General features: G+C 45.9%; 32 protein-coding genes and 1 tRNA gene. 15 read left to right on the top strand and 18 right to left on the bottom strand.

Annotation, left to right across the window (positions count from 1 at the left end):
- From NQX30_05565 to NQX30_05485, 17 genes are all read right to left on the bottom strand, one after another.
- Complete coding sequence (locus tag NQX30_05565; protein MDM5147834.1) at positions 1-255, bottom strand: hypothetical protein; 255 nt, start codon at positions 253-255, stop codon at positions 1-3.
- A complete protein-coding gene (locus tag NQX30_05560) occupies positions 255-806 on the bottom strand; it encodes a hypothetical protein (protein MDM5147833.1) in 552 nt (183 codons plus the stop codon). The genes NQX30_05565 and NQX30_05560 overlap by 1 nt, the downstream gene beginning before the upstream one ends.
- A gap of 11 nt (positions 807-817) precedes the next feature.
- On the bottom strand, positions 818-1,135 hold the full coding sequence (locus NQX30_05555; protein MDM5147832.1) for a hypothetical protein: 318 nt from the start codon (positions 1,133-1,135) through the stop codon (positions 818-820).
- Complete coding sequence (locus tag NQX30_05550) at positions 1,132-1,542, bottom strand: hypothetical protein (GenBank protein ID MDM5147831.1); 411 nt, start codon at positions 1,540-1,542, stop codon at positions 1,132-1,134. Before NQX30_05550 ends, NQX30_05555 begins: the two co-directional genes overlap by 4 nt.
- 564 nt (positions 1,543-2,106) lie before the next feature.
- Entirely contained in the window at positions 2,107-2,634 is a 528-nt protein-coding gene (locus NQX30_05545; protein ID MDM5147830.1) for a host-nuclease inhibitor Gam family protein, read from the bottom strand.
- Positions 2,635-2,655: 21 nt separating this feature from the next.
- Positions 2,656-3,153: a thermonuclease family protein gene (locus NQX30_05540; protein ID MDM5147829.1), complete on the bottom strand. Its 498-nt coding sequence runs from the start codon at positions 3,151-3,153 to the stop codon at positions 2,656-2,658.
- Positions 3,150-3,545 (bottom strand): regulatory protein GemA, encoded by a 396-nt coding sequence (locus NQX30_05535; GenBank protein ID MDM5147828.1) that lies wholly within the window; start codon positions 3,543-3,545, stop codon positions 3,150-3,152. Before NQX30_05535 ends, NQX30_05540 begins: the two co-directional genes overlap by 4 nt.
- A gap of 275 nt (positions 3,546-3,820) precedes the next feature.
- Positions 3,821-4,765 (bottom strand): AAA family ATPase, encoded by a 945-nt coding sequence (locus NQX30_05530; protein MDM5147827.1) that lies wholly within the window; start codon positions 4,763-4,765, stop codon positions 3,821-3,823.
- A complete protein-coding gene (locus NQX30_05525) occupies positions 4,762-4,971 on the bottom strand; it encodes a helix-turn-helix domain-containing protein (protein MDM5147826.1) in 210 nt (69 codons plus the stop codon). Before NQX30_05525 ends, NQX30_05530 begins: the two co-directional genes overlap by 4 nt.
- Entirely contained in the window at positions 4,968-6,704 is a 1,737-nt protein-coding gene (locus tag NQX30_05520) for a Mu transposase C-terminal domain-containing protein (GenBank protein MDM5147825.1), read from the bottom strand. Before NQX30_05520 ends, NQX30_05525 begins: the two co-directional genes overlap by 4 nt.
- A 198-nt stretch (positions 6,705-6,902) precedes the next feature.
- Positions 6,903-7,544 (bottom strand): hypothetical protein, encoded by a 642-nt coding sequence (locus NQX30_05515; protein ID MDM5147824.1) that lies wholly within the window; start codon positions 7,542-7,544, stop codon positions 6,903-6,905.
- Entirely contained in the window at positions 7,531-8,277 is a 747-nt protein-coding gene (locus NQX30_05510; GenBank protein ID MDM5147823.1) for a hypothetical protein, read from the bottom strand. Before NQX30_05510 ends, NQX30_05515 begins: the two co-directional genes overlap by 14 nt.
- The gene (locus tag NQX30_05505) at positions 8,274-8,501 is read right to left on the bottom strand and encodes a hypothetical protein (GenBank protein MDM5147822.1); all 228 of its coding nucleotides are present in this window, start codon (positions 8,499-8,501) and stop codon (positions 8,274-8,276) included. Before NQX30_05505 ends, NQX30_05510 begins: the two co-directional genes overlap by 4 nt.
- Positions 8,494-9,846: a replicative DNA helicase gene (gene dnaB / locus NQX30_05500; GenBank protein MDM5147821.1), complete on the bottom strand. Its 1,353-nt coding sequence runs from the start codon at positions 9,844-9,846 to the stop codon at positions 8,494-8,496. Before dnaB ends, NQX30_05505 begins: the two co-directional genes overlap by 8 nt.
- On the bottom strand, positions 9,843-10,196 hold the full coding sequence (locus NQX30_05495) for a hypothetical protein (protein MDM5147820.1): 354 nt from the start codon (positions 10,194-10,196) through the stop codon (positions 9,843-9,845). Before NQX30_05495 ends, dnaB begins: the two co-directional genes overlap by 4 nt.
- Complete coding sequence (locus NQX30_05490) at positions 10,196-10,420, bottom strand: hypothetical protein (protein MDM5147819.1); 225 nt, start codon at positions 10,418-10,420, stop codon at positions 10,196-10,198. Before NQX30_05490 ends, NQX30_05495 begins: the two co-directional genes overlap by 1 nt.
- On the bottom strand, positions 10,417-10,737 hold the full coding sequence (locus NQX30_05485; GenBank protein ID MDM5147818.1) for a hypothetical protein: 321 nt from the start codon (positions 10,735-10,737) through the stop codon (positions 10,417-10,419). Before NQX30_05485 ends, NQX30_05490 begins: the two co-directional genes overlap by 4 nt.
- Before the next feature lie 191 nt (positions 10,738-10,928).
- On the opposite strand from NQX30_05485, the gene NQX30_05480 reads away from it, so the two are divergent.
- From NQX30_05480 to dnaG, 6 genes are all read left to right on the top strand, one after another.
- Positions 10,929-11,438: a S24 family peptidase gene (locus tag NQX30_05480; GenBank protein MDM5147817.1), complete on the top strand. Its 510-nt coding sequence runs from the start codon at positions 10,929-10,931 to the stop codon at positions 11,436-11,438.
- Positions 11,439-11,493: 55 nt separating this feature from the next.
- Positions 11,494-11,745 (top strand): hypothetical protein, encoded by a 252-nt coding sequence (locus tag NQX30_05475; protein MDM5147816.1) that lies wholly within the window; start codon positions 11,494-11,496, stop codon positions 11,743-11,745.
- Positions 11,746-11,991: 246 nt separating this feature from the next.
- A complete protein-coding gene (locus NQX30_05470) occupies positions 11,992-12,342 on the top strand; it encodes a hypothetical protein (GenBank protein ID MDM5147815.1) in 351 nt (116 codons plus the stop codon).
- A 75-nt stretch (positions 12,343-12,417) separates the two neighbouring features.
- On the top strand, positions 12,418-13,368 hold the full coding sequence (locus NQX30_05465) for a 5'-nucleotidase (protein MDM5147814.1): 951 nt from the start codon (positions 12,418-12,420) through the stop codon (positions 13,366-13,368).
- Positions 13,355-14,428 (top strand): FAD-dependent oxidoreductase, encoded by a 1,074-nt coding sequence (locus NQX30_05460; protein MDM5147813.1) that lies wholly within the window; start codon positions 13,355-13,357, stop codon positions 14,426-14,428. Before NQX30_05465 ends, NQX30_05460 begins: the two co-directional genes overlap by 14 nt.
- On the top strand, positions 14,425-16,200 hold the full coding sequence (dnaG, locus tag NQX30_05455; GenBank protein ID MDM5147812.1) for a DNA primase: 1,776 nt from the start codon (positions 14,425-14,427) through the stop codon (positions 16,198-16,200). The genes NQX30_05460 and dnaG overlap by 4 nt, the downstream gene beginning before the upstream one ends.
- 73 nt (positions 16,201-16,273) lie before the next feature.
- Here dnaG and NQX30_05450 read toward each other — a convergent pair whose 3' ends face one another.
- Positions 16,274-16,621, bottom strand: a complete 348-nt coding sequence (locus tag NQX30_05450) for a hypothetical protein (protein MDM5147811.1) — start codon at positions 16,619-16,621, stop codon at positions 16,274-16,276.
- On the opposite strand from NQX30_05450, the gene rpoD reads away from it, so the two are divergent.
- From rpoD to NQX30_05405, 9 genes are all read left to right on the top strand, one after another.
- Positions 16,602-18,542 carry an RNA polymerase sigma factor RpoD gene (gene rpoD, locus NQX30_05445; GenBank protein ID MDM5147810.1) on the top strand — a complete coding sequence of 647 codons (1,941 nt, stop codon included), beginning with the start codon at positions 16,602-16,604 and terminating at the stop codon, positions 18,540-18,542. The genes NQX30_05450 and rpoD overlap by 20 nt on opposite strands.
- 80 nt (positions 18,543-18,622) lie before the next feature.
- A tRNA-Ile gene (locus NQX30_05440) sits at positions 18,623-18,695 on the top strand.
- Between the two features lie 220 nt (positions 18,696-18,915).
- Entirely contained in the window at positions 18,916-19,623 is a 708-nt protein-coding gene (locus NQX30_05435) for an acetyltransferase (GenBank protein ID MDM5147809.1), read from the top strand.
- The gene (locus NQX30_05430; GenBank protein ID MDM5147808.1) at positions 19,610-20,536 is read left to right on the top strand and encodes a hypothetical protein; all 927 of its coding nucleotides are present in this window, start codon (positions 19,610-19,612) and stop codon (positions 20,534-20,536) included. The genes NQX30_05435 and NQX30_05430 overlap by 14 nt, the downstream gene beginning before the upstream one ends.
- Before the next feature lie 126 nt (positions 20,537-20,662).
- Positions 20,663-21,601 carry a GNAT family N-acetyltransferase gene (locus NQX30_05425; protein MDM5147807.1) on the top strand — a complete coding sequence of 313 codons (939 nt, stop codon included), beginning with the start codon at positions 20,663-20,665 and terminating at the stop codon, positions 21,599-21,601.
- Positions 21,602-21,621: 20 nt separating this feature from the next.
- On the top strand, positions 21,622-22,587 hold the full coding sequence (locus tag NQX30_05420) for a glycosyltransferase (GenBank protein ID MDM5147806.1): 966 nt from the start codon (positions 21,622-21,624) through the stop codon (positions 22,585-22,587).
- A 19-nt stretch (positions 22,588-22,606) separates the two neighbouring features.
- Complete coding sequence (locus NQX30_05415; protein ID MDM5147805.1) at positions 22,607-22,936, top strand: GtrA family protein; 330 nt, start codon at positions 22,607-22,609, stop codon at positions 22,934-22,936.
- Between the two features lie 121 nt (positions 22,937-23,057).
- Positions 23,058-23,849: a type I methionyl aminopeptidase gene (map, locus tag NQX30_05410; protein MDM5147804.1), complete on the top strand. Its 792-nt coding sequence runs from the start codon at positions 23,058-23,060 to the stop codon at positions 23,847-23,849.
- Positions 23,850-23,854: 5 nt separating this feature from the next.
- Complete coding sequence (locus NQX30_05405; GenBank protein MDM5147803.1) at positions 23,855-25,648, top strand: hypothetical protein; 1,794 nt, start codon at positions 23,855-23,857, stop codon at positions 25,646-25,648.
- Position 25,649 lies beyond the last annotated feature (1 nt).

The raw sequence follows: 25,649 nt of genomic DNA, 5'->3' as shown, positions 1-25,649 counted from the left end.
TCACTGTTTAATATTGCTGATGTGCTCCATCATGCGGTCAAGCCGATTATGCACACGCGTGAAGCTTGCTTTGATTTCTTCGCGTGTTTCTTTTTGCGTTTCGGTAATTTTTTCAGCCATTTCGTCAATGCGCTCGTGCGCACGTATTGCAGACCTCTCCGCCCGCTTGGCACCTGAAATGAATTTTGCCACCGTAATAATTGCCGCACCAACGGCAACTAATATAGTTATTACGGCTTCGGTCCATTCGACCATTACCCTTGCCCTCTATATCTATTGCCGTATCTGATTTTGTACACATCTCCGGGCAATGGTTGCGGGTACTCCACGCCGCAACCATTGCCCGATATGCCGCCGAGGTTATCTGCTATTCGCCGACGCCATATGTCGTTTTTTTGTGCTTGGAAATATCTCTCGCCGAATATCTGCACGGCACGCTGCGCTATCCACGACTCAATTTTACTGATTCCCGGGCAGTGTTGATTTATGTAATCCAGTAGTGCTTGGTCCGCTTGCTCGCGCGTCCATGTCGGTGCATTAGGGTACTCTGCTGCCAGCCGCGCGGGAAACCCATGTGAATACAACATATCATGAATATGCCCTGCCACTATTCCATCCTCCCCTTGAATGCTCATTTGGGCGAAATCAGGGATTGACATCCCGTCAGAGATGAATAACCCCGGCAGCGTTATCTTGCCGATGTCAGGTATTACAATATTAAACGGATACAGATTAATGTATGCCTTATCTTGCGAGGCATGATTAATGGATATTACGAGCGGATGCTCCGGGAATGCGTATTGCATAGCCGCATCCATTACCCCGCCCATTCATCAGCGCACAGTGTATCGGCGGCTTCGGTCGCTGGCTTGAGTGCTACCTTGCTGCTGCCAACCACGCCTAATAACGCACCAACCGGTACGCCTACTGCTGATGCTGGTATAGCGACACCATTAGCAAGCGCTTCTAATATTGTCATTTGGTTTTTGAATTGCGCGCGGTTAGCGCAATAATCAGCACGCGCTTCGGCATTGGTTTGCACATCAGCGGGAATACTCAGCGCATCACCATCATGCGTGATAGCGCAACCACTCAGTAATATTGTTAATCCCATCATACACGTTAGTTTTGTCATTTTCCGCTCTCTGTGAATGATTCAGCATCGGCAACAGTAGCCAGCCGACAGCCCTCTTCGTGCGATCCAACAATCACCATCACGAACGGAAAGCCTCCACTCACTCGCCCCATTGCTAAGTCTTTTTCCGCTAGTTTGGCTGCGGCTATCACTTGGGCTTCTGTCTCTCCTTCACCGCGATAAAAGGTAATATTCGGCATGCGGTCATTCTCGATCGCTTCTATCCGAACATCACCCAACACTCGCTTCATTGACGTGGCTGAGCTGACCTCACCGACATGTTGGCTAGTAGACCAGTCGGCGATATCGCCACTATCCAGCTTGGTTGCAGAATTTATTTTTTCTTCTTTTAGTCGGCGCGCGATCCATTCGCTTGCCTCATAGTCGGTAAATTGTGGAAATCTCATGCTTCCATTATGGTGTTTTTTTTACGGAAATCGGCTACGTAGCTTAGTCGTAACGGCGCGGCATCATTAGCTGATAGATGCCATTACTTTGCATAATTTATTGCAGTAGAAATTAGATATTTATATCACCCAATAAAATTTCTATTTTCATTTTCTCTCTCTTTTTTTATTAAAAAATCAATAATAAGTCAAAAGAATATCTACAATTCTCGCTGCAGGAAGGAAATACTTGGGTGTCGTTGTACACAATATTATATTGCTCTCTGCCCAGCTGTGCTGTTCGTAACGGGGCCTAGCCCGCTAGTCGGCACATATATCATGGGGGTCACTGCATTGATTGATGCAATTATCTGGTCTGTTAGTTTGGGTGGGATTCCGTTCTGGATTAGCCCGCGCCGTAGTGTTCTAATGAACCTTTGCGCCGTGGGGCATTGCGATGCTCCTTGACTCGATACCCAGAACCGCGCACCGCCCATCTGTTTGCCTACGTAGATAGATACATCATATGCCTGCTGCGGCGACAGATGGTCGGTCAACACACGCAAGAATATATTATCTTTAATATCAGGCATTTTCGCTGTCAGTCCAGCCATCAGCCATTATTTGCTTGATAACATTGGGGAGGGTAATAGTCGTTTTTACGAAAATGGCATTTTCGTCACCAAGCTGTACTTTGATACCTGCTGACTTAGCTTCATCGTCAGGTAAATCATGCACTGCTGTCTTTTTTATTTTTTCAATGATGTTAATAAAACGCTTGGCGTCAATCCCGTAAATCTCGCGTAACTTAGCTATGGTTGCGATTTCGTCGGGGATGTTGATTGTCGTACGTTCTTTTTGTAGACCATATTTAATTGCGCCGACTGACCGTGTTTTTTTGGATTGCCACAGCGATGGATCACTATCCACAATAGCGTTATATAGTGCCACTCGGGTTTCTATTTCTGCTCGCAGCAATTTATCTAAGTCTGTTTTTTTTGCTTCTCGCACTTTGGCTTCGGCGGCTTCTATTTTACTGCCGAGGGTGGCTAGCGCAATAATATTCTGGTTGTGCGCTTCAGCTAATTGGTTGATGTGGTGTTCGTGGTTCATGTTTTGCTCCTGTTATGTTGGTTACTTTTTACGCCATTCACTGGGCCTAATGGGGTTGGGTAATGTCCACAGACCGCGTTTGGCAGCGCGTGCTTCGTCTTCTGCCGCTTGTAATACTTCCGGCGGTAGTAATTGCCCGCAATCGTCAGCATATATGTCACGTGCTGCCCATGCATGCCCATCTTTGACCATCTGCAGATTTATGTATTTTGGATCGTCGCCGATAATTAGCCCATTCACTCGACCCCACGCTGCACTGCCGGTGAATACTATCCGTAGCGGGTCACCGCTCAATAGCATAGCGGCCAGTGCTGCTGTCGCTTCTGCCCCGTGTGGTTGGTCTTTTTCTGGCGTGTCAATCGCACACAAGCGCACATGATGTGCGCCGTATCCACTACCGGCGCGAATGGTATCGCCGTCCTTTACCAATATAGCGGGGATAACAATCTGGTCGCTCGCCGTCACCGCTGCACACGTCGCCATCCCTATAATGAGTGCGAGGTATCTTTTATTATTCATTTTCTTTTCCTCCGTTGCTGGTGGTATGCTAACGCCGCAATCACCCCTCTGAGTTGTGCGGGCGATAGCCACTCTAGATAATCAATCCCGTGTTGGTTCTTGGCGATTGTATTGGCATAGGATAATGGCAGATTCATTGCTTTACATTGAGCGTGAATTTTCGCTATTTGTTTTTGTTTTGCAGCAAAATCGCTCTCACTCTTGGTCGGTATTTTTTGGACTTGGTGATATAAGTAGCTCACCCAGTCGCGTAGTTTATCCAGTGGTAACTTTGCCGTGCTCTCCACACCATATCGCTGCTGCATGATGCCGCGGCGGGTGTCGTCATTCCAACCCAATCTGCGTGGGTGTACATGCGCCAGCTTAATCCAGTAATTCCGTGTATTATTCATATCATCCTTTCCATCGACAAAAGCAATAACCACCCTATAAACGTTAGTGCTATCGCCCCGATGCCTGAAATCCAAGATACCGCTAGACACACCACACCAACCCTTTGATTTTTTTTTGCTGTTTGTTGATATTGATACATGACTGCCGACGCCACGTGAATGACTATGCACCATATCGTCATGCCTATAATCCACATAATCAAAATGAAAAACCAATCAACAACATCGCCCACAAGAAAACCATAAAGACGACAGCAGATACCCATATCATGATGTCATTCGGCATCTTCATCTCCTCCTGATGATCTTGCGGCATCGGCATCACCCAGCATTTCTGCCGTTATTTTGCTACCGTCACGTGTTGCCCGGCGGCATATATTGATTGCTTTTGTTACCGCCCGCAAGCGACCCGGGCGGCGTGAAATATTAACCGCTACTTTTTCCATTTTTTCTTCTGCTTCTGGGACTAACGCGTGTAATAACAGCTTGACATCGTCCGGTGATGCAGTATTCGTTTTGTGCGGCGTGCCGGCGCGCGATACCAATTGCCCCATGCGGCTACCGGTGCTAATCCGCCCCCACAGTGGCGCATTGCCAATCAACGCCAACCCGCAACCCGTCGCATCGTGGATTATTCTGATGGTGTCTATCAAAATCGGCGTCAGATGATGCGCCTCGTCCACAATCAATAATGCACCAATATCAGTCAGTTTGACCACAATCTCTTCTTCAAGCCGTGCGGCAGTCGTCGCAGCATCTCCCAATTCCATTGCCGATGCCAACCGCCGCAGTACCGCAAACGGTGTCGTCACACACGGTGACATCGTTACCATGAATACCGGCGCATGAGTCTTGGCGTAGTGGCGCGCACTAGTCGTCCGCGACAGCCCCGCGTGCCCATATATCACTGTAATATCTCCGGTAGCGTGCGCCGACGCCAAGCAATTAATAATTCGGTTGCTGGCGGTTAGCGACACATATTCGCCAATGGGTATGTCGTGCTGGTGTTCGTTATCTAGCGCCTTGAGCACATTTTCTAGCTTTGCTGCTTGTTTGACCGCGTCACCGATGTAGGTGCCGTCCAACATTCGTGATATCGTTGTGGCGGATACGCCCGCGCGCCGTGCTAGCTTAGCTTGGCTAATATAGCCTTCGGTTAATAATGCTCGCACTGCGATCATCGTAGCGACTGCTGCCGCCGGAAATGATGATTCAGTCATTTGATTCCTCTCATTGAATATTCGGCAAAATAACCGCCACTCTGGGTTGGTTGTTTGTCTGTGGTTATGTTGTGTCCCTGCGCACGCAACTCACATATGCGCGCGCCCAACCGAAAACAGCCGAACTTATTGAGCGCGGTTAGGGGCGTTAATGTCTCGCCAGCTTCTAGTGTTTTTAGTATTGCTTGTTGTTGGGATGTTTTCATTTTTTGTCTCCCGCGGCGGCACGAGCAAGCAAATCCTTGCCGCGCCGGATAGCTTCTCGGTTATCCTTGTGCTTGCCGGTGCTGACTATGCGGATGATTTTTATGTTTTTCCGGTTGGCATTGATTGCGCCGTCTTGGTTGGCATATGCTTCGGCCTTGACTATTTGCGCTGCTCGCTTGTGCGCGTTCAATTCTTCTTCGGCAGCGCGCCGTGCTTGTTGCCGTGCGCGATTGTGTGCGGTTGCCGCGCTCGCGCTCTGGAATGCTGCCGGCACCATACACACTGCATCCGCCACAAAGACGCCAGCAACATCAAATACAGCCACAGATTCGTGTAAGCGTTGTGGATCATAGCGAACGCTGACGCGCTTGCCAGCCATCCGCAACAACGCATCATCATAATATCTATTGCGCGCCCCTGCAAGCTGTCCCGCGCGTAGGGTAATCGTACCATCCACGCTCACCTTCACCACTTCTGCCGGGCGCAATAGCAGTCGCAGCTGTTCTTCTGTCGCTAGTCTGACCGCTACATTGGAAATCTCGCGCGCATAAAAATCATCAACCGACTCACCTCGTTGCAAGCCCTCAATATGACGGTTGCAACGTGCATTTATTTCGTTGATTATCGTGTTGCAATGCGCAACAAATTGTTCCCACGGCACACCACTACGACCGGAATCATAATTCGCTGGCTTAACCATCGCATTTCGCCCGGTGTAATACCCCGCCATTGACGGGTGGCGACACAGCTCATCATCCAACGTGCCAAAAAATCGTTCTACGGGTTTGCTTTGCCCGGCGCCGCCGCGCTTGCGCTTGCCACTGATGGTGCGCGCGTGTTCGACTAGCCGCGTATTGTGTACTTCACACCCCAGCTGCGCGAATACGCCCAGCGGCTCATCGTCTGTCTCGGTGTGTCGCCGCCGCGCTGCCGATGATATGTGTGCGCCCGCAGTCATGCGTTTGTTGGCGGCGGTGAGTGTATTATCTAGGTATATTTTTTGGGGTATGCCGTGGTGGCGGCACACATCAGCAAAACTCAACCGCATCATTTCCTCGTTTTCGGTCTCTGCGATCCGCCACGCTAATATTTTTCGAGTGCGAATATCCTGCCACACCCACAGTACGGGGCGGCATACGATATTTTTGTTTTTGATAGTTTTTCTTGCTGTTTCCACAAACACATTCACCCTAAAACCATCGCCGTTGACGGCATCCAGCGGCATCATCCCAGCAGTCGTACGCGTTTGCGAAGGATATGTTTTTTCAAAGGCTTCGCCGCCTCCGCGCGCTAACGCTAATGCACTTGGTGATATTTCAGCGGTCAATCGCCTCCGTACGGTTGCTTCGCTCGGTAACGGTGATAGCTCTCTGCGCGCTGCATACTTATTCGCGCGACGAATACACGCCGATAGCGACGGGGCTTCTAGCCGCAGATAATCCGCCTTAAGATAGTCCCATATTTTTTCGTTGACTGCTGTTGTTGCTGGCCTGCCCGCATTACCATTTTGCGGTAGTAGAGAGGGCAGTGCTGCACCAGTTGGTGCATTATTCACCACCGCACACCACCGTCGCAATGTGGGGTATGCAACACCATAATAGTCTGCAGCATACGGCACCGACTGTCGTTGTGCTAGGCGCACCATAGCTAATCGCTTGGTCGCTTGGTCGCGACGCGCTTCCGGTGCTGACCAATACAGACGCCAACTAATCACATTCGGCGTGTCCGTCATGACAGCATCTTGCCTGCGCACTCCATATTTAAAATCAGCGCCTTGCTTCGGTCGATGCCAATGTTTCGGCTATCACCGTACATATGTGCAGCAGCATAATTATTAAAAGCAACCTCCGGTAGCACCGCATATTCATTATTCCGCACCTCAAACACGGGATAAAACATCCCGCGATACTGCCACACGACTATCTGATTTCTATTCATTTGTTTTTTGTCGGATAACTTCGCGCCAGGTGCGATGCTCGGCCTGCAGCTTGTCTCGTGTGCTGAGGATGGTTTCTTTTTCGGCATCCGTTAATTCATGTGGTCCGCTTAATAGCTCATACGCCGCGGTTAATAAGTCAGTCGCACGCACAATGCTCGCTAGATATTCAGCGAGCCAGCCAATATTTTTACTTGCTGCGGGTAGTAAATTAACCATATCAGCCGTTTTGCGTTGCTTTTCGGCTTCATTTTTTGCGCGTTGGGCGAGCCGTTGATTGTGTGCTTCCATCTGCCATTCGGCTAGTTTGTCGGCGACAATATTCCTTATGTCATCTGCTGTTGGTTGATGATTGAGTTTTTTAACTACTTTCATTACCGCATCAATGCGGTTGGGGTCAATGCCTATTAATACTGCAGCAGCATCTCGCGGCAACCCTGTATCCCGCACCGCAAGAAATGATGCACTGTACCGCGCCGCTATCTGTGGAGTAATACCTATCTGGCTACATGCCTCTTGCCGTTGTTCCTTTGGTAGCTGGTGTACCCACTGCAGCTCCTCACCCAGTGCATACATATCACACTGCACTTGCCCCCAGAGTTCGGCGGCGCGCGCCGTCCGATCAGCAAATGACATTTTGCCTCCAGTATGCTTGTTGCCGTAACCAGGGCTGCGCATGCGCTAATTCGTTGGTCACCTGAAGACCCATACACGATTGGCCCAGCGTCTTACTGAGTGCTGCTAATATTTTAGGTGTCTGGCTGTTGTAACGTGGTGAGCGACCATGCGCACCACAATATCGCCGTATAGCACTTCGCACTGTGTCGTGATTGAACCCGTGCTTATTCGCCCAATCAGTAAGAGAATGATACCCCTTAAGTGCTAGCTGCACATTTAATTTTTTGTGCTTACTGTGTAAAGACACGCCGTTAGCTAGTGGCGTATCTTTACACATCACACTAGCTACTATCTTTGCTGGTAACCCAAACTTACCACAAGTTTTCCCATAAACTAAATTTCTAACTGTGTGATATGGATATCCGTGCCGTGTCGCGTATTCCTTGATGGTGAGACCGCTATTATTAACTGCATTAGTTATCAACGCCGCCGAAGTTACGTCTGTATGGTCGGTTATTTCTGATATTTTTTTCAGGTTTTGTGCAAAATTCTTGTTCTTCCTTTTTGGTTTTTGTGCAACCCTGCCTAAGATGGCAGACACTACCCGAGCTGCCTCGCCATGCTGACCGCTTACTCTGCCGCTGACAATATTGCGCAGTGTTTGATAGTTGTATTCGTTGCGCTCGGCATACAATCGCGTATTCATCCCACTCGCGTTAATAATGTCTTTGATCTTCTCTGCGGTGCTCATCGCAGCCCAACTACATGTTGTTTTCTGTCTGCCGCCGCATTCTCCGCAATAAATCGCCGGTTTATTTCGGCGCTCATCGCTGCTGGTTCGCCGATCTCACCGCTCACGCGCCCCTCCACTAAATCACTCAGTATCTGGTGGTCGTGCCCATACTTGACCGCATAATCCTCTAAGCTCAGCCCGCTTGCTTTGATTATGGTATTGATTTTCTCTTGGTTATTCATCAGCTCTCTCCTTAAATCGGCTAAACATTTTTTCAAACGACATCATGGCTTTGCCTATTGGTCCGTTTCTTTGTTTCGCTACAATCAAATCAACGGCTGCTGTCTGCGTATTCATTGAGTTTTTGTCCGTCTCGTTGAGCAGTAAGACAAGGTCAGCATCCTGCTCAATCGCGCCGCTCTCGCGTAGATCTGTCAATCTCGGTGTAGTGTCCGCACGCGCATCAACCGCCCGGTTGAGCTGTGACAGTGCTACCACTGGTACATTCAATTCTTTCGCTAAGGCCTTTAGCCCGCGGGATACAGCAGCCACCTCTAGCGCACGATTATCTCCAGCAATAGTTGAACCCATCAGCTGTAAATAATCCACTACTATTAACGATAGTTTTTTATTTTCGGCTGCTAGCAGTCGTCGTACTCGCCGCGCCTGCGCTCGCGCTTGCAGCACAGTGATGCCACTGCGGTCATCAATCCATACACCGCGCCCCTCCAGTGCGCCAACACCTTCGGCAAAGGCGCGTATCATATCGCCATCTATCGGCTTACCATCAGCGCCCTTACCGGTGCGCAATGCACTCAGCGGCACACCGTCTTGGCTAACCAGCCGCCGTGCCAATAATTCGGCACTCATTTCCAAGCTAAAAAACACGGCGCCGCCGCCTGTCGCTGTAGCATGCCGCGCGAGGTTCAGCGCGAATGCCGTCTTACCCGCACCGGGACGTGCTGCCACAATAATCAAATCGCCCCCGTGTAAGCCAGATGTCATCTTGTCGAGCCGGCTGATGCCTGTCGGCACGCCAATCAACTCCTCAAATGCGTCGCGAGCAATAATATCCGTTATTTTGTCGAGATGTTGACCAGCGACTACACCCGCATCACGCAGCGCGGTTCCCTGTTGCGCAAATTCGTTCTGCACTTCGGATAGCCGCTGCTCTATCTCATCTATTAATTGGCTTGATTTTGCGTCGCCGGGCGCATAGGCAGCCGCCTGTGCCTCGGATAATATGGTAATTACCTGCCGGCGCTGTGCCATATCGGCGACCAGCTCTACATATGCTGCCACATTGACTGCGGATGCACCGCAATCAGCCACATCTGCAATATATTCCGATCCACCAGCCGCTCGTAGCTTCTTTTCGTCGTCTAGCTGTTTGCTCAATAGCACCGGGTCAACCGCGCCCGCTGCTATCATCTTTTTGAGGGTGTCATATATGACAGCGTTGCGCTTGTCATAAAAATGCTCACCCCGCAGATGATCTACTACATCAAACAATTTATTATTCAGCAATAGCGAACCAAGCAATGCCTGTTCAGCGTCTACGGCATGAGGTGGCGCTATGCTGCTCATGTTCTGCCCTGTCTATCCCGAATCAACTTAATAAAGGGATTTGCAGCAAAATCCCAGAATGGGTCGTCACTTTTGCTTCTATAGCTTTTATAGCGGCCGCCAATCGTGTCAACTATCGCGATATTGGCACCTAAGCGCTCTACTATTTGGGCTCGTATTGTGCCTCTCTGTACGCGAGCTGGCGCCTTAGCTACCAATGCCTGTAGATATTTAATATCCACTCCCATTCGCTCAGCGACGGCCTTCACGCTTTCGTGTTTTTTTATCATTTTTTGCCGCGTCTCTTCCCATATTTCTACGCTCTGCGGCGTAGCTAATCGGTCACCTTTTTTAATCCGTATAAAAACCATTACATCAACGTGCCGGTGAGCTTCCCCACCGGCATCCAAGGAGATAATAGTGCGCGCCTGACACCGCTAGGAGCAAGCGCGCGGCCAGCAGCAGCAAAAAAGGGACCACTGCTGTGGGCATTCATTGATAATAACGCGCGATTATCTCCATACGAAATAGCCGCGCGGCCAGTGGGAGTGAGAGAGTAGGATTCTCCCACTGGCAACCGGTAATCAACCATCAAACTGACCCTCTCCGAGCCATTGCCGCGCGGCGGTGTGCAGCAAGCTGTGATTCTCTGGTAATCGCGCCGCTATCCAGCCGTAATTCCCGAGATAAATTCTTTAATTCTCCTACTACTTCGCGCGCATGACCACGTCGTCCGCTAGATCTTCCAGTCAACACTTGCCTTACCGTCGCCGGTGATAATTTTCTCGTTCTTGCCCAATCTGCCCAGCATATGCCAGCAGCTTCTGCCATTATCTTAATATGCGCTATAATATGCAGTTGTAGTATATTGTTAGTTTCTGTTATTTTGTCTGTTAGGCGTTGTTGCGTCATTTATGATTTTTTGTTGTTCTATGTTATGAGTAGTTATGGATAATTATACAGGGAAATCTCACGCAAATTACAATTTTAAGCAGTCTTTTAAGGAAAATCTTAAAAAAGTTATTGCTGGTCGGTCAATTAATAAGTGTTCTATCGCATGGGGGGTGCCGCCAGATAGCCTTAGATCTTGGGCTAAGGGAACTATGCCAGCATTAGATAAGGCGGCTGAATTAGCTTTACGGGCGGGAGTGTCACTTAATTGGTTGTTGGGGTTATCTCATGACCAATACAGCCCGGTGGAAGAAATTGTCCGTATCCCCGAATATGACACTGAATTTTCCGCGGGGCGCGGTATCACATCAGCCGAAACACTGCCGTCTGACCGTGATTTTAGGCGTGATTTTTTAGGTTACGCCCGTTTAAATCCAGATGATCTTGTCATGGCTCGTGTCCGTGGCGATAGTATGGCACCAACCATACCTTCAGCTTCTTCTGTTATGTTTGACCTCTCCCAGCAAGACATCCTCGTTGGTTCTATTTATGGCGTGCGCCTATATGACGACCTCTATATTAAGTACTTAAGGAAAACCCATACTCATATCATCATGTCCGGCGCTAATTCATCATATCCACCAGTACAGATATCAACGGATGAATATGACCATTTTTCTGTCATTGGAAGGGTCGTATGGTATTCCACCTTAATTAACTGATGTATATGTAATAACGTTTTAATATGGAGGCATGCAGAAGAAGGAAGACCCGATTATGGTATTTTTGGACTCGATTATTCTGGGTGGCCTAGTTATTGGCTTTTTCTATATACTTGTGTCTATTAGCGATTATTTTCGCAAGGTCGAAAAAGAAAGACAATATAAGATTGATGATTGTTATGATCGCGGGGTTGAGTATTTTAAAGACATTGGTTCTTGGCCTAAACTGACCCAACCACCCAACGAGGGAAAGAACGCCGAGAGAGTAGCACTTGAGCGTTGCCGCCGTACTCACACTGCATTTTAATTATGCGTGAAGCTCTTGCGCGCATAACGAATCAAAAACCGCTACCGCCTACCACAAAGGTCAAAAAAGTTAAAAACACCAATTTAAAAAATGCGTTTTTTTCGCCTTATAACGACAGTGCAAGGTAATTGCAAGACACGTAAATCATTGTTAATACGGTAGTTGGTATTTAATAAATATTCATCATTAAAAAGCGTTAGAAACCGCACCATCCTTAGGCTTCTCAATTAATCCCTATTCTCATTAATTCTGGTGGTTAACAATGATGGCTGGCGACAGCGCGCTGTAGAAGCAGCAACGGCAAGTGGCGAGCGGCTATGCGTATTCCCGCTACCAACAGATTACAAAGACAAACTCAAAAGCAATATTGCCGATATTAAACAATGCGCTGAAGAGGGCGATGCCGATCACATATTAGCGGCGTTGTTTTTGCGTGAATTTATAGAAGGGACACCTCCGTGGCTGCATTTAGATTTGTCGACATCTTCCTGCAAAGGAGGCTTGGGAGCAGCACCGGGACCAGAAACAGGCTTTGGCGCCGCGTGGACTTTTGAACTGCTAAGACAATTGGCAAATAAGAAGAGTAAGGCATTATAAGTATAAAAGCACTTATAAATTCGGTCACAAAGATCGCCTAAAAAGTGAAGCGGAGCTGGCATTTATAATGCGTACATGACAATGCCACTGTTAACCGTTGCCGTATCATCACGCGCCTTGTTTGATTTTGAAGAGGAAAATGAAATTTTCAAATTGCACGGCGAAGAAGCCTATGTTCAAACACAACTGGATCGATTAGAGCGCGTAGCCAAGCCAGGCGTGGCTTTTCTGCTAGCAAAAAAACTACTGGCAATGAATAACCACGGGGAAAAACGGGTGGAAATTATTGTGTTGTCGCGTAATGACCCTGTCACCGGATTGCGCGTGTTTCGAGCTATCGCCGAAAACGGATTGAATATCCAATGCGGTTGTTTTGTGCGCGGACGCTCACCATTCCGTTATCTGCCGGCATGCGGAGCTAATTTATTTCTATCCGCTTTTGCTGATGATGTCCGTGCCGCACTGGAAAACGGCATTCCTGCCGCTCACGTTAAAGGTGGTGATAGCCTGCGTGCGGAAGAATTGGTGAATATTGCGACACCACTTACAACCCCCATTGCTAAAAAAAAGACCTCCATTACCGAAACGATTGACGAATCAAAAGAATTGCGCATTGCTTTTGACGGTGACGCAGTGCTATTTGGTGATGAATCAGAACGTGTATATCAAGAACAAGGACTGGATGCTTTTCAGCAGCAGGAAAAAGAAATGGTTGCAGCACCGCTGCAACCTGGGCCATTTAAGCCATTTTTAGAGAAATTGAAAAAGCTGCGACAAGCCTCTTCAAATTCCATTCGAACGGCACTGGTAACTGCGCGCGGAGCACCGGCACACGAGCGCCCGATTCGCACTCTGATGGAGTGGGGGCTGGAAGTGGACGAGGCAATGTTTCTTTCCGGTAAAAATAAAAAAGAGTTTTTACGCGCCTTCAATCCTGATTTTTTCTTTGACGATCAAGTTCGGAATGTGGAAGGAATATTGGAAGCAGGGCACGTCCCTACTGGCATCAAAAATGAAAAAAACTGAAATTGTTTTCGTTGGTGGTGGTCATACGCATGTATTATCATTACTTCGGTTAGCGAATCGCTGGCCAATCGGCACAACAGTAACATTGGTTTCGGACAGCTCAAAGGTAGCCTATTCGGGTATGTTGCCTGGTTATATTTCCGGGCAGTTCCGGCGGGAAGAATGTTTTATTGATTTGCCTACTCTCTGCGCTAACACTGGTGTGCGCTGGGTAGAAGCCGCAGCAGTTAGCATCAGTGCTGAACAAGGGCAATTATTACTCGCAGGTGGCGATGAAATCCGTTTTGATTTGCTTTCTATCAATGTCGGCGGTGTGCCAAGGCAAACATTCAACACTCCGGCAGCGACAACAGTTAAGCCTGCGCAAGATTTTTTGCATTGGCTAAACAGATTGACGGCAAACAAACCGCAAACGATTGCCATTATTGGTGCTGGTGCTGGCGGCGTGGAATTGGCGCTAGCATTAAATTCTTACTTTGGAAACAGTAATAACATTGCATTAATCGGTAATTCCCTTTTGCCTTCAGCAAACAACGGCGTTAGGCATAAAGTACGGAAAGTGTTGCAGGTGCGCGGTATTACACTGTTTGAATCGACAGCGATTAGCTACAAAGACGAATCCATTATATTGGCAGATGGTCGGCAGACAACTGCGCAATATCTTGTTTATGCCACACCGGTTAGAGCTCTTGCATGGCTGGCAAACAGTGACTTGGCGTTGAATGACAACGGCTTTGTACAAGTGAATGCTTGTCTGCAAAGTATTTCTCACCCACAGGTATTTGCTGCGGGTGATTGTGCCGCTATCAGCGCGCCAAAATCTGGCGTAACAGCAATCCGACAGTCACCGACGTTGAGCGATAACATCTTGGCAGCTATCAATGGTATGCCGCTTTCTTCGTGGCACTTTCAACAACGGCAGTTGTACATTCTTAACACTGCTGATGGACGCGCGATTGCAGGTTGGGGGAGTTGGTACGCTGACGGTACTTGGCTGTGGCACTGGAAAAAGTGGTTGGATAAACGTTTTATGAATCTATTTTTGCCTCCTAGCAGTTGAATGCCTTGTTAAGTGCAGGTTATCCACAGCCATTTTTGATTCCGATTGCTCCGTTCTCCATCAGTCGTGCCAAGTGGTTTAATGTACGCATGGCTATTTCACGAGAATTTATTCAGCGACTTATTGCTGCCGCCGACTTGGAACAAGTTATTGGTGAGACTGTCAAGCTAAAAAAACAAGGCAAAAACCTAGTGGGGTTGTGTCCATTTCATGCCGAAAAAACGCCATCGTTTTCGGTTAACACAGAAAAAGGATTTTATTATTGTTTTGGCTGTGGTGCCAACGGCGATGCTTTGCGATTTATTGTGGAGCAACATGGTGGTGACTTTGTGGCCGGTGTAGAAATTCTAGCATCACGGCTGGGAATGCCCATTCCCCGAGGTGACAACGACAAATCTAGCGGTTTTTCTGATGATATTTTGCGGGAAGCATGTGCACACTGGCAAGCACAGTTAAAAAAAAGCTCTATTGCGCGCGAATATCTCACCCAACGCGGCTTAGAAGCAGAAACGCTAGCGCGCTTTAACATTGGTTACGCCGCTGACGCTTGGAACGGATTAGAACTCGCATTAAGCAAACATGACAAAAAAACGCTTGTCACCGTCGGCTTGCTGCGAAAAAAAGAGAGCGGCGGCACGTACGATTATTTTCGCAATCGTATTATGTTTCCGATTATGGAAAATAACGGGCGTGTTAGCGGTTTTGGTGGAAGGGCGCTGGGAGATGATACTCCAAAATATTTAAATTCACCGGACTCGCCGGTGTTTTCCAAAGGACAAACCGTTTTTGGTCTGCCACAAGCTCGCCAACACGTGCGGGAGAAAAAACGTATTATCATCACCGAAGGTTATATGGATACTGTAATGTTGTCGCAGGCAGGTTTTTCCGAATCGGTTGCAACCATGGGCACGGCTGTTACAGCGCGGCAGATGGAAAAAATCATTCGTTCCGCTGATAATGTCATTTTTGCTTTTGATGGTGATGATGCTGGGCGGCGGGCAGCATGGCGCGGTATGGAAAATACGTTACCAGTACTGCGTGATGGGGCGAGTGTGTTTTTTTTGTTTTTGCCTCAGGGAGAGGATCCCGATAGTTTTGTTCGTGCGCACGGTGCCGCTGCATTTGAAAAACAATTATCTGGAGCAGAATCGCTAGCAGATTATATTGTGCGGCAACTATGGGAAAACAGCAATGCCACTAGCGAAGAAGGTCGTTCCAGTGCTGCTTTACAAGAAGGAAGACGGCTTTTGGGGCTGGTCGGAGCGCAACGGGCTCCTTTTTTGCGGGAGTTACTACAAGAACGGTTGGCTGCACGAGCGAAATTGTCAGTTGCTGCCGTACATCAGGCTACTCAACGCGAAACAAAGCGCCCGACAGAACGCGCGCGTTTTAAAATGCGTCGCGAACAACCGTTATATAAATTATTATGTTGTTTAGCTGTTAATCCGGCATTAATTGAAATGCTCACGAAACATCCACCATTACCCGGCGAAGCTGCAGAAGTAGAAGTTATTGCCGCCGTCTTGCATCACCTGCGTTGGCACCCAGAAAATGAGGAAAGCGATCTTCCTGCTTATCTAGAAAGTGAAGGCTACCTTATGCTATCACGGCAAGTACAGGAAACAGGGCGGATTTATGCCAAATTGCAAAGTTTGGATGTAGAAAAAGAACTTTCGGCACTACTAGAGCGGTTGGCAAAAGAACATCACCGCCGCACTGGTGCTGGTAAGCGTCAGTGGTTGGCTGACATACGTAAACATATCAATGATTAGGTATTTGTGTTATATAATAAAAAGTTTTAAGAATATCTCAAAGGAACGTCAATATGTCGGAAAAATCCAGGACTCAACCCGCCTCAAAAAAAGTTTCCTCTATCGCTAAAAAAACAAAATCTCCAAGTAAAGTGGCCTCATCTAGCATTAAAAAGAAGGTCGCTACTAAAGCATCGGTAGCAAACAAAAAAAGCAAACCGATCAAAGTAACCAAAGAGGCAAAATCTCCAAGTAAAGTGGCCTCATCCAGCATCAAAAAGAAGGCCGCTACTAAAGCACCGGTAGCAAACAAAAAAAGCACGCCGGCCAAGATAAAAGCGGCGCCCAAGACGGATAACATAGATTCTATAAAGAAAGCTGCTGAGCAGTCCATTAAATCAGGCAAGGCCGCGATGAAAAAAATGGAAGGCCAAAACGCCATGCAGCGCATGGAACGTGAACTCAACAAAAAACTTGGCAAGGCACGTCGAAAAAGCGCGACTCGCAAAGACGACTCAGAGGACATTAACTGGAACAAGCTTCGTGATCTTTTTACTTATGCTTCCGAAAAAGGCTATGTAACTCACGCTATCATCAACGACCATTTGCCCGATGAGTTGGAGGAAATTGAAGAAGCATCACAGATCGTAATTAACCTTCTACGTGAATGGGGTATCCCTGTTTTTGAAAGCACCCCCGACCAAGACGAACTACTTATCAACGAAGATGGGCAAGTGCGTTATGAGAATGACATTGAAGACCAGGCAGAAGCGGCTATTTCCTCTTTTGTCGGCATCAGCCGCACTACCGATCCGGTACGTATGTATATGCGTGAAATGAGCTCTTCTACATTGCTTACCCATCAGGAAGAAATTGAAATTTCACGTCGTGTAGAAAATGGTCAACGCCGTATTGTAGAAGTGCTCTCATATTGTCCTAATATTGCCGAGTTAGTGCTCGATAATCTCAAAAAAATACGGGAAGAGGGCGGTAATATTGAAGATATTGTTAATGGCGTTTTTGGTCTCAATATTGACGAGCAAAACAGTGGCGCAAAATCCGCTAAAAGCGCTTTTTTACACGAACCGGATAGCGGCAATAAAAACGACAGTGCTGATGAAGTAAGCGACTCGCCCGAGGAAGTTAGCAAAAAATTGGCAGCACAATGTTGGGAAGTTCTGGACGAACTGGATAATATTCATAAAGAAATGGCACAAAAAAAACGCCAGCGCGATCGCAAACGACCGCAAAAGAATATTTCTGAATTGATGACACGCTTTTGTTTTGCCGAAAAATATATTAAGCAATTAATCGCTATTGCTCGCGAAGAAAGCGTGCATGTGATGAACATTGAAAGCAAAATTCGAGATTGTTGTACCCGTAAAATGGGAATGAAGCGGCGGGATTTTTTGGAGTTGTTCCCGGGTAACGAAATTAATCCGCGGTGGATAGAAACGGTTAATTCCAACTTGTTCCGTAAACATACCGACAGCTATATTCCTGAAGTAATTGATTTACAACAGCAATACGCTGAAATTGTAAAAAAATCTGGGCTTAAAACGCCCACGGCGATGATTGAATTGGATCGCGAGTTGCGCGAAAAGGAAGAAATTGTCAAAAAAGCCAAAGCCGAGATGGTGAGTTCCAACTTACGTTTAGTTATTTCTATCGCCAAAAAATATACTAATCGCGGATTACATTTCTTAGATTTGATTCAAGAAGGCAATATCGGATTGATGAAAGCGGTAGACAAATTTCAATACCGTCGCGGTTTTAAATTTTCTACTTATGCCACATGGTGGATACGACAAGCCATTACTCGCGCCATCGCCGATCAAGGGCGCACTATTCGAATTCCGGTACACATGATTGAAACCATCAACAAACTAAGTCGTGTTTCTCGCCAATTAGTTCAAAAAAATGGAAGCGAGCCGACGCCAGAGCAAATTGCTGTGGAAATGGAAATGACTGTGGACAAGGTACGGCGTATTCTCAAAATTGCTAAGGAACCAATTTCTATGGAATCTCCAGTGGGTGATGATGATTCCACATTAATGGATTTCATCCACGATCCGGATGCGTTAGACCCGTTAGACAACATCATGCACAAAGACACAAAGAGATTTATGAAAAATTTCTTTGATAGAGAACTAGCGCCACGCGAAGCAAAAGTATTACGCATGCGTTTCGGCATTGGCGTCAACAACGATTACACACTAGAAGAAGTGGGACGGCAGTTTGAGGTAACTCGCGAGCGAATTCGCCAAATAGAAGCTAAAGCGTTGCGTAAAATGCGTACGCCACGGCGTGAGCACGTATTGCGGCAACAAACTGAGGCGCCTCCGCCGGCCACAGAAAAGTAATAACATCGTGTTCAATGCCGCGCTTGCAACATTTACAATGCGGATGTGGCATTAAAAATTAATGCCGGCAGGCAGCCGGCGGGTCAGTAGCTCAATGGTTAGAGCAGAGGACTCATAATCCTTTGGCTGGGGGTTCAAATCCCTCCTGACCCATTTATTTAATGGGCACAATACAAAAATTAGAAGACATAGAAAAAATCTGGTAGCAGATTAGTAAAAACAGCACTTACAATGATAAACAGCGCCAGTGCTAATTTCGCATAATATATATTATGTAAAATTTTAGGATGGGGAACGCCAAGAAAAGTATATTGATAATGTAGAATAAAGTTTTGGCAGAATGATGTCTACCTCTAGCATAAGTAACTAATATATGAAACCAGAAGAGATTAAACAACAAGGTGGAAAAATTGTTATTATTGGTGCAGGCGAGTTTGGTAGAATAGCGTATGACTATTTTAACGTTGATTCAAATTATGAAGTAGTCGCCTTTGCGGTAGAAAATAAATTTTTGGAAAAAACCGCTTATTGCGAAATTCCCGTCATTGCTTTTGAAGAATTACCGGAAAGATACCCACCTAGCGATTTTGACGTTTTTGTTGCTTTAACTTACGGTCACCTCAACCGAGATCGTAGCCGATTAGTAGAGATGTCTCGCCAAGCTGGCTATCGTTCTGTTTCTTACCTAAGTTCATCAGCTTTTGTGTCACCTAACATCAGCATTGGCGAAAACACTTTCGTTTTTGAAAATAATACTATCCAACATCTTTGTCAGCTTGAAGATAATGTAATTTTGTGGAGCGGTAATCACGTCGGTCATCGTTCAGTAATCAGAAAAAACTGTTTTATTTCATCTCATGTGGTTATTTCAGGATTTTGCGATATTGGCGACAATTGTTTTGTTGGGGTCAATTCAACTATCGGTAACAATTTGACCATCGGAAAAGATTGTACAATTGGTGCAGGCTCGATTATCACGAGTGACCTACTGGAAAATTCCTCAATAGCGCCACCAAAATCTCCGGTAAGGGAAAACATTAGCCGACGGTTATGGAAAGTGCGCGATAATGGAATGGATTAAAAAAGGACAAATTTGGAAACCAGGTAAAGCTTGGTGGGCGCACTTGTATGGCATGCTGCCTACTCCGTTATACATGCCAGAAAATCAATGTATCCGAATATATTTTGGCACTACAGATGATAAATTATTTGGTCGCACCACATTTTTAGACGTAAAGGCAAGTAATCCCTCGCATATTGTTTATGAACACGATTCTTATGTCCTTGACGTAGGGTCAGATGGTACATTTGATGATTGTGGCGTTGTTCCATCATGCATCATCAAAAGTGATAATCAATATTATCTCTATACCGTTGGATTTCAGCGGTGTGTTAAAATTCCTTTTATGCTATTTGCGGGTTTAGCACTTTCTCTTGATGGAAAAACTTATAAAAGATTTTCACAAGCCCCGATTCTTCCTCGTACACCAGACCGCCCGTATGGACAAGGAGCTCCATGTATTTTAAAAGAGGGAAACCGCTGGCGAATGTGGCACTGGTTTGCATCAGGTTGGGATAAGTTAGGTGACAAACAGTATTATAGATATCATATAGGGTGCGCCGAGTCTCATGATGGTCGCTCTTGGCAAATGTACAAAAAACCATGTTTATCTCCCCAAAAAAATGAATGTGGCTTGGCAAGACCATGGGTCATTAAGCACGATGAAAAATACCACATGTTTTTTTCTAGAAGAACAATACAAGCAGGGAGGATATCCTATACTGGTATATCACACGCTATATCCAGCGATGGGGAAAATTGGGAGCGGCAATCAAAAGATGTTATCTATCCGTCTCAATCCACTGAATGGGATTCAGAAATGGTTTGTTACTCTGCAGTAATTCGCGTAAAAGATAAGTGGCTTATGTTTTACAATGGTAACGACAATGGAAAAACTGGCTTTGGTTGGGCAGAATTACAAGGCGACTTGTAAGAAAATATAAAATGAAAACACAAAAAAAAATATTTTTAGCGAAGTCAATTACGACCATTTCCTATCTATGAGTCAAAATGAATCAATTAGCGTGCATTCTCCCCAAGTTATCCATCCCTAATTACTATGCGCATCGCTCAATATTCCCGCGCAGATGCCCAAATTTGGGATGACTTTATCAATCATTGCCCAATGGCTACTTTTTTGCACAGTCGTCGCTTTTTGTCCTACCATAAAAATCGGTTTAATGACTGTTCACTTTTAATTTTTAATAACGAGAAACTGTGTGGTGTATTACCGGCGGCGGCAGAAAAACGAATTGTAGCAAGTCACCCCGGTGCAACCTACGGTGGCATCGTACATAACGGACGTCTCAGTGGAAAACAAATGCTCGCTGCGTTAAGCGCCGTTATTGCACACTATAAAGATCAAAAATTCCAAACTTTATTGTACAAGGCAGTGCCTACATATTATCACCAACGTCCCTACGCCGATGATATTTATGCCCTTCATCAAAAAGGAGCTCGGCTTCTGCGGTGCAATTTATCTTCGGTTATTGATTTAACGGACCGTGGCGTAGTAAGCACGCGCCGACAGCGCGGCAAAAAAAAAGCAATTCGGGCAAATATCCGTGTTGATTATGGGAAAAGCTATGCACCAGCAATTTGGCAGTTGATTGAGGATAATCTACTCGCTCAGCACAATACTGTTCCTGCCCACACACAGACGGAAATATTACATCTAGCTAACTTATTCTCCGACAACATTATTTTTTATGCTGGCATACTAAAAGACTCTATCGTGTGCGGTGTTGTTTTATTTTTGTCTGCTACTGTTTGGCATGCACAATATATTGCCTCTAACGATGAAGGAAGAAAAATTGGCGCGTTGGACTTTCTTTTTGAATCGCTTATCTTGCAGGCACAGGAAAAAAAAATTCGCTATTTCAGCTTCGGCACTTCTAATATTCCTAGCAATGGGGAGCTAAACGATGGCTTACACCAATTCAAACAGGAATTTGGCGCTGGTAGTTGTGCCCATTTATCGCATGAAATATCCTTGTAATATAATTTCTTAACCCATACATGAACAAACAACAATCAAAACCTCTACTCTCAATCATAGTTGCTGTTTATGAAGGTTCTTCTTTGATTGGCAAAACCATCTCGACAATATTTTCCTATTTTGAGGAAAACTTACCAGATGTCAATATAGAAATAATAAGCGTAGATGATGGTTCCAAAGATGATTCATACAGTTGCCTTTTGGCATTGCGCGACGTATATGGGGAAAGACTCCGAGTCATTCGCCTGTCACGAAATTATGGGGCAGTATCCGCCCTACAGGCCGGCATAGATCACGCAAAGGGAGATTGTGTCAGCAATATTTCTCAAGACATGCAGGATACACCAGAAATGGTTGCAGCTATGTTTCGTTCATGGCGGGACGAAAACAGTAAGGTAAATTTTATTATTCGCACAGGCGAGCGAAATGAACCTTTTCTTAAGAAAGTTTGCGCCAACATTTATCATCGCCTTTTTCGCTGGTTTATAATGCCCGACTACCCTTCCAACGGATTAGGTGTCTGCCTGATAGATAAAAAAATTGCAGATATAATAAGAAAAAATCGTGAGCGTAATCTGGACATCGCCACTTATATTTTTTCATTAGGATACAATCACAAAGTTCATCCTTTCCCTCGTCCTGCTCCAAAACTAAAGCATAGCCACTGGACTTTTACGAAAAATATTAACCTAGCAATAGATAATTTCACTAGTTTTTCCTACTTTCCCATTCGTATGATGAGCGTAGTTGGCATTATCGTAGCAACGAGCAGTTTTTTATTTGCTGTATACGTAATCATTGGAAAATTAACCGCGTGGTATCCTATCAATCAGCCTCCTGGATGGGCAACTATCGTTGTTTTGCTCTCTTTTCTTATCGGGCTAGTAATGATTATGCTCGGCGTTATTGGTGAATATTTATGGCGAACTCTAGATGCGACAAGGAATAGACCTCTTTATGCGGTGGACGAAATACACGAAGACTGAGCCTCTGCGCTTTCTTTTTATGGGCGGCGTCAACACGCTTTTTTCTTATCTAGTCTATCTTATCGCGCTATTAGCAGCCAGCCCTAAGGCAGCATACACCATTTCTTTCATCGCCGGTGTGCTGACATCCTATTTATTACACCTAAAAATAACTTTTCGTACAACCCATAGTCGGCAAAAAATTATACTTTATCCTCTTATTTATATTGCGCAATATTTTATTGGCTTACTGATATTAACTATCTCCATAACTGCTGGATTCGCTAAAGAGCTAGCACCAATATTTGTCATTATCGTCAACGTTCCATTGTCTTTTTTTGTGGGTAGATTTGTTTTACGTCTGTCGTAGATCAACCTCCTCTCCTTACTATATTTCCTTGTAAATCACCTCTGTCAATAACCAACTTGATTATGGCTATACAGAGCTAGCCGTTTACTGTTTACACAAAACAGATTAAAATCCACTTTTCATGACTATAAAAATCAAAACACCAGCGGATATTGAAAAAATGCGCATTGCCGGTCGGTTAGCCGCCGACGCACTAGATTACATCGCACCACAAGTGCGAGTGGGCATTAGCACAGGCGAACTAGACCGCCTCTGTCACGCCTACATCACCGATAACGGTGCTATTCCCGCCCCACTCAACTACCAACCGCCCGGCCACTCTCCCTACCCAAAAGCTACTTGTACTTCTATTAATAACCAAGTTTGTCACGGCATTCCTGATTTTAGGCGGCTGCTGAAAGACGGTGACATTTTGAACATTGACGTTACCGTTATCAAAGACGGCTGGCACGGCGATACCTGTCGCATGTTTTATGCCGGCACACCCTCGGTTCTTGCTCGCCGGCTTTGTGAAACCACGCGAGAATGTTTGTGGCTCGGTATTCGCGCGATACGTCCCGGTGCTCATTTGGGAGACATTGGCTACGCCATTCAATCCCATGCAGAGGCTCATCACTATAGTGTGGTGCGGGATTTTTGCGGTCATGGATTAGGTGATTCATTTCATGAACCACCGCAAGTACTGCATTATGGTAAACCGGGCAGCGGACCGGAACTTAAAGAAAATATGGTTTTTACTATTGAACCGATGATTAATGCTGGAAAATATCAGGTTAAAATTTTGAATGACGGCTGGACTGCGGTTACTCGCGACCGTAGCCTATCGGCACAGTGGGAACACACCGTGCGTGTTACCGCCGATGGTTACGAAATATTAACGCTATCAACAACAGAAATAGCGAAAGGCACATAAAAATTATGGCAACGAAAAAAACAACGAAAAAAACGGCAGTGCGAAAAAAAGCAACCCCACATATATCTATTGGAGGCACGCTCAACCGGATAGTTGAAACATATCTACACCCACAGGAAGTTTCCGAATCTTCTTGGCGCTGGTTACCTTATTTGTTGGTGACAGCTTTTATCTTGCGTGCCATAGTCGCCTTATCTGGCGACTTTGTTATTCATCCCGATGAAATCATGCAATATTTAGAGCCGGCACACAATCTGGTTTTTGGTAGCGGTGTAGTGTATTGGGAATATTTTTACGGTGCCCGCTCGTGGCTGGTGCCTGGAGTGGTCGCTGGTATTCTTTGGATTTGTAAACTACTGGGGTTAGATTCTCCTATTTATTACATTGCTGCGGTTAAATTATTCTTTTGTCTTATCGCCGTACTGGTGCCGTGGGGAATGTATATATTTAGCCGCCGCCACTGGGGAGAACGAACAGCACGAATGGCGCTAATATTAGGCGTTTTTTGGTATGAATTAATCGGCTTTGCCCATAAACCAATGACTGAATTTGTCGCCACGTCTCTAATACTTACTTTGTTGGCATTGTCTCCAATGTCAGCGGTTACACTTCGGCGCGCCTTCTTGTTCGGTGTGCTTGGCACATTAATTATTGCCGTGCGATTTCAGTACACACCGGTTATCGGATTGATTTTACTGGTGGGTTTTATATCAGCAGATAAGCGAGCTCGCGCAGCAATGCTGGGCGGCAGCTTGGCCATCTTTCTAGGCGTCGCCTTGCTGGAAATATTTACTTGGGGAGGCGCTTTTCATTCCTATTACGTTAACTACAAAATGAATGTTATTGTGGGTGCCGGTCGCGCTGGCGAATCTTCTCCACTAATTTTTTTGATGTGGCTGTTTATTGCCAGCGGCGGCTTGGCAACGGTAATGCTACCTGCAGCAACGCGTATAAAACAGCGCGGGTTTATCTTGGCACTCATTTTGCTAGCACTATTGCCACACATGCTACAAAATCATCGCGAATATCGTTTCATCTTTATCGTTACGCCGTTGTGGCTATTATTATTGGCGGATTGCATCGTCGCCTCCACCGGACTGAAAAACGCTATTGAAAAAGTGTTGTGGCCAGCAGCGGCAATGAGCTATGCCGTCCTTATCTCCGTACTAGGGATTTTTAATTCTATCCCGTTACAAAAAAATGTGTACCAAGGATTTTCTGAAGAAACTGGAAAAGTTAACTTTATTATTAATCAAGATCCTGTTTTTGATTTGTACGGAAAATTAGCTAATGATGATTCGGTACATGGTGTACTGGACCTCACGCGCTCTTATTTCAATACTGGCGGTTATTACTACCTCAACCGCCATATTCCTTTTTACGATATTTCTTCTTGGCGAGATTTGATTGTGCCTGAAAAAACTAGTGACTATGCTAGTCACATTATTTCCAATAGTGCGTTTGTACCAGAAAACACCGGCGTAAGCGAACAAGGCGTTCCTTTTTTAAAAACAGACAAAGGCAACATTCGCCTACCCACTTTTATTTTTAATGGGAAAACCAAAAAAATCACTTACTGGGATAATCGCGGTCAAGAAATTGTGCTAGATGACTATGAATTATTACAACAGGATGAAACAACAGCTCTGTGGAAAAATATTAACACTCCCACACGCGACTGGGAAGACTATCATATCATCGCTGCTGGCGGTCTTGAAGGCGTAATGCAACGAATTTTTAGGGATAACATCCCCCAAGTTCCTCCGCGTTATGGTGTTAAGTTCAAAGACGAAAATTAAT

The sequence above is a fragment of the Candidatus Persebacteraceae bacterium Df01 genome, assembly GCA_030386295.1.
In the GTDB taxonomy this organism is placed as follows: Bacteria; Pseudomonadota; Gammaproteobacteria; order Tethybacterales; family Persebacteraceae; genus Doriopsillibacter; species Doriopsillibacter californiensis.
The sequence above is the reverse complement of the archived record's forward strand: the minus strand, read 5'-3'. Positions and strand labels throughout refer to the sequence as shown.

Bases quoted from the DNA above. Each gene is read 5' to 3' on its own strand.
- NQX30_05565 (MDM5147834.1), bottom strand. From the start codon at position 255: ATGGTCGAATGGACCGAAGCCGTAATAACTATATTAGTTGCCGTTGGT.
- NQX30_05560 (MDM5147833.1), bottom strand. From the start codon at position 806: ATGCAATACGCATTCCCGGAGCATCCGCTCGTAATATCCATTAATCAT.
- NQX30_05555 (MDM5147832.1), bottom strand. From the start codon at position 1,135: ATGACAAAACTAACGTGTATGATGGGATTAACAATATTACTGAGTGGT.
- NQX30_05550 (MDM5147831.1), bottom strand. From the start codon at position 1,542: ATGAGATTTCCACAATTTACCGACTATGAGGCAAGCGAATGGATCGCG.
- NQX30_05545 (MDM5147830.1), bottom strand. From the start codon at position 2,634: ATGAACCACGAACACCACATCAACCAATTAGCTGAAGCGCACAACCAG.
- NQX30_05540 (MDM5147829.1), bottom strand. From the start codon at position 3,153: ATGAATAATAAAAGATACCTCGCACTCATTATAGGGATGGCGACGTGT.
- NQX30_05535 (MDM5147828.1), bottom strand. From the start codon at position 3,545: ATGAATAATACACGGAATTACTGGATTAAGCTGGCGCATGTACACCCA.
- NQX30_05530 (MDM5147827.1), bottom strand. From the start codon at position 4,765: ATGACTGAATCATCATTTCCGGCGGCAGCAGTCGCTACGATGATCGCA.
- NQX30_05525 (MDM5147826.1), bottom strand. From the start codon at position 4,971: ATGAAAACATCCCAACAACAAGCAATACTAAAAACACTAGAAGCTGGC.
- NQX30_05520 (MDM5147825.1), bottom strand. From the start codon at position 6,704: ATGACGGACACGCCGAATGTGATTAGTTGGCGTCTGTATTGGTCAGCA.
- NQX30_05515 (MDM5147824.1), bottom strand. From the start codon at position 7,544: ATGTCATTTGCTGATCGGACGGCGCGCGCCGCCGAACTCTGGGGGCAA.
- NQX30_05510 (MDM5147823.1), bottom strand. From the start codon at position 8,277: ATGAGCACCGCAGAGAAGATCAAAGACATTATTAACGCGAGTGGGATG.
- NQX30_05505 (MDM5147822.1), bottom strand. From the start codon at position 8,501: ATGAATAACCAAGAGAAAATCAATACCATAATCAAAGCAAGCGGGCTG.
- dnaB (MDM5147821.1), bottom strand. From the start codon at position 9,846: ATGAGCAGCATAGCGCCACCTCATGCCGTAGACGCTGAACAGGCATTG.
- NQX30_05495 (MDM5147820.1), bottom strand. From the start codon at position 10,196: ATGGTTTTTATACGGATTAAAAAAGGTGACCGATTAGCTACGCCGCAG.
- NQX30_05485 (MDM5147818.1), bottom strand. From the start codon at position 10,737: ATGACGCAACAACGCCTAACAGACAAAATAACAGAAACTAACAATATA.
- NQX30_05480 (MDM5147817.1), top strand. From the start codon at position 10,929: ATGCCAGCATTAGATAAGGCGGCTGAATTAGCTTTACGGGCGGGAGTG.
- NQX30_05475 (MDM5147816.1), top strand. From the start codon at position 11,494: ATGGTATTTTTGGACTCGATTATTCTGGGTGGCCTAGTTATTGGCTTT.
- NQX30_05465 (MDM5147814.1), top strand. From the start codon at position 12,418: ATGACAATGCCACTGTTAACCGTTGCCGTATCATCACGCGCCTTGTTT.
- NQX30_05460 (MDM5147813.1), top strand. From the start codon at position 13,355: ATGAAAAAAACTGAAATTGTTTTCGTTGGTGGTGGTCATACGCATGTA.
- rpoD (MDM5147810.1), top strand. From the start codon at position 16,602: ATGGAAGGCCAAAACGCCATGCAGCGCATGGAACGTGAACTCAACAAA.
- NQX30_05450 (MDM5147811.1), bottom strand. From the start codon at position 16,621: ATGGCGTTTTGGCCTTCCATTTTTTTCATCGCGGCCTTGCCTGATTTA.
- NQX30_05435 (MDM5147809.1), top strand. From the start codon at position 18,916: ATGAAACCAGAAGAGATTAAACAACAAGGTGGAAAAATTGTTATTATT.
- NQX30_05430 (MDM5147808.1), top strand. From the start codon at position 19,610: ATGGAATGGATTAAAAAAGGACAAATTTGGAAACCAGGTAAAGCTTGG.
- NQX30_05425 (MDM5147807.1), top strand. From the start codon at position 20,663: ATGCGCATCGCTCAATATTCCCGCGCAGATGCCCAAATTTGGGATGAC.
- NQX30_05420 (MDM5147806.1), top strand. From the start codon at position 21,622: ATGAACAAACAACAATCAAAACCTCTACTCTCAATCATAGTTGCTGTT.
- NQX30_05415 (MDM5147805.1), top strand. From the start codon at position 22,607: ATGGGCGGCGTCAACACGCTTTTTTCTTATCTAGTCTATCTTATCGCG.
- map (MDM5147804.1), top strand. From the start codon at position 23,058: ATGACTATAAAAATCAAAACACCAGCGGATATTGAAAAAATGCGCATT.
- NQX30_05405 (MDM5147803.1), top strand. From the start codon at position 23,855: ATGGCAACGAAAAAAACAACGAAAAAAACGGCAGTGCGAAAAAAAGCA.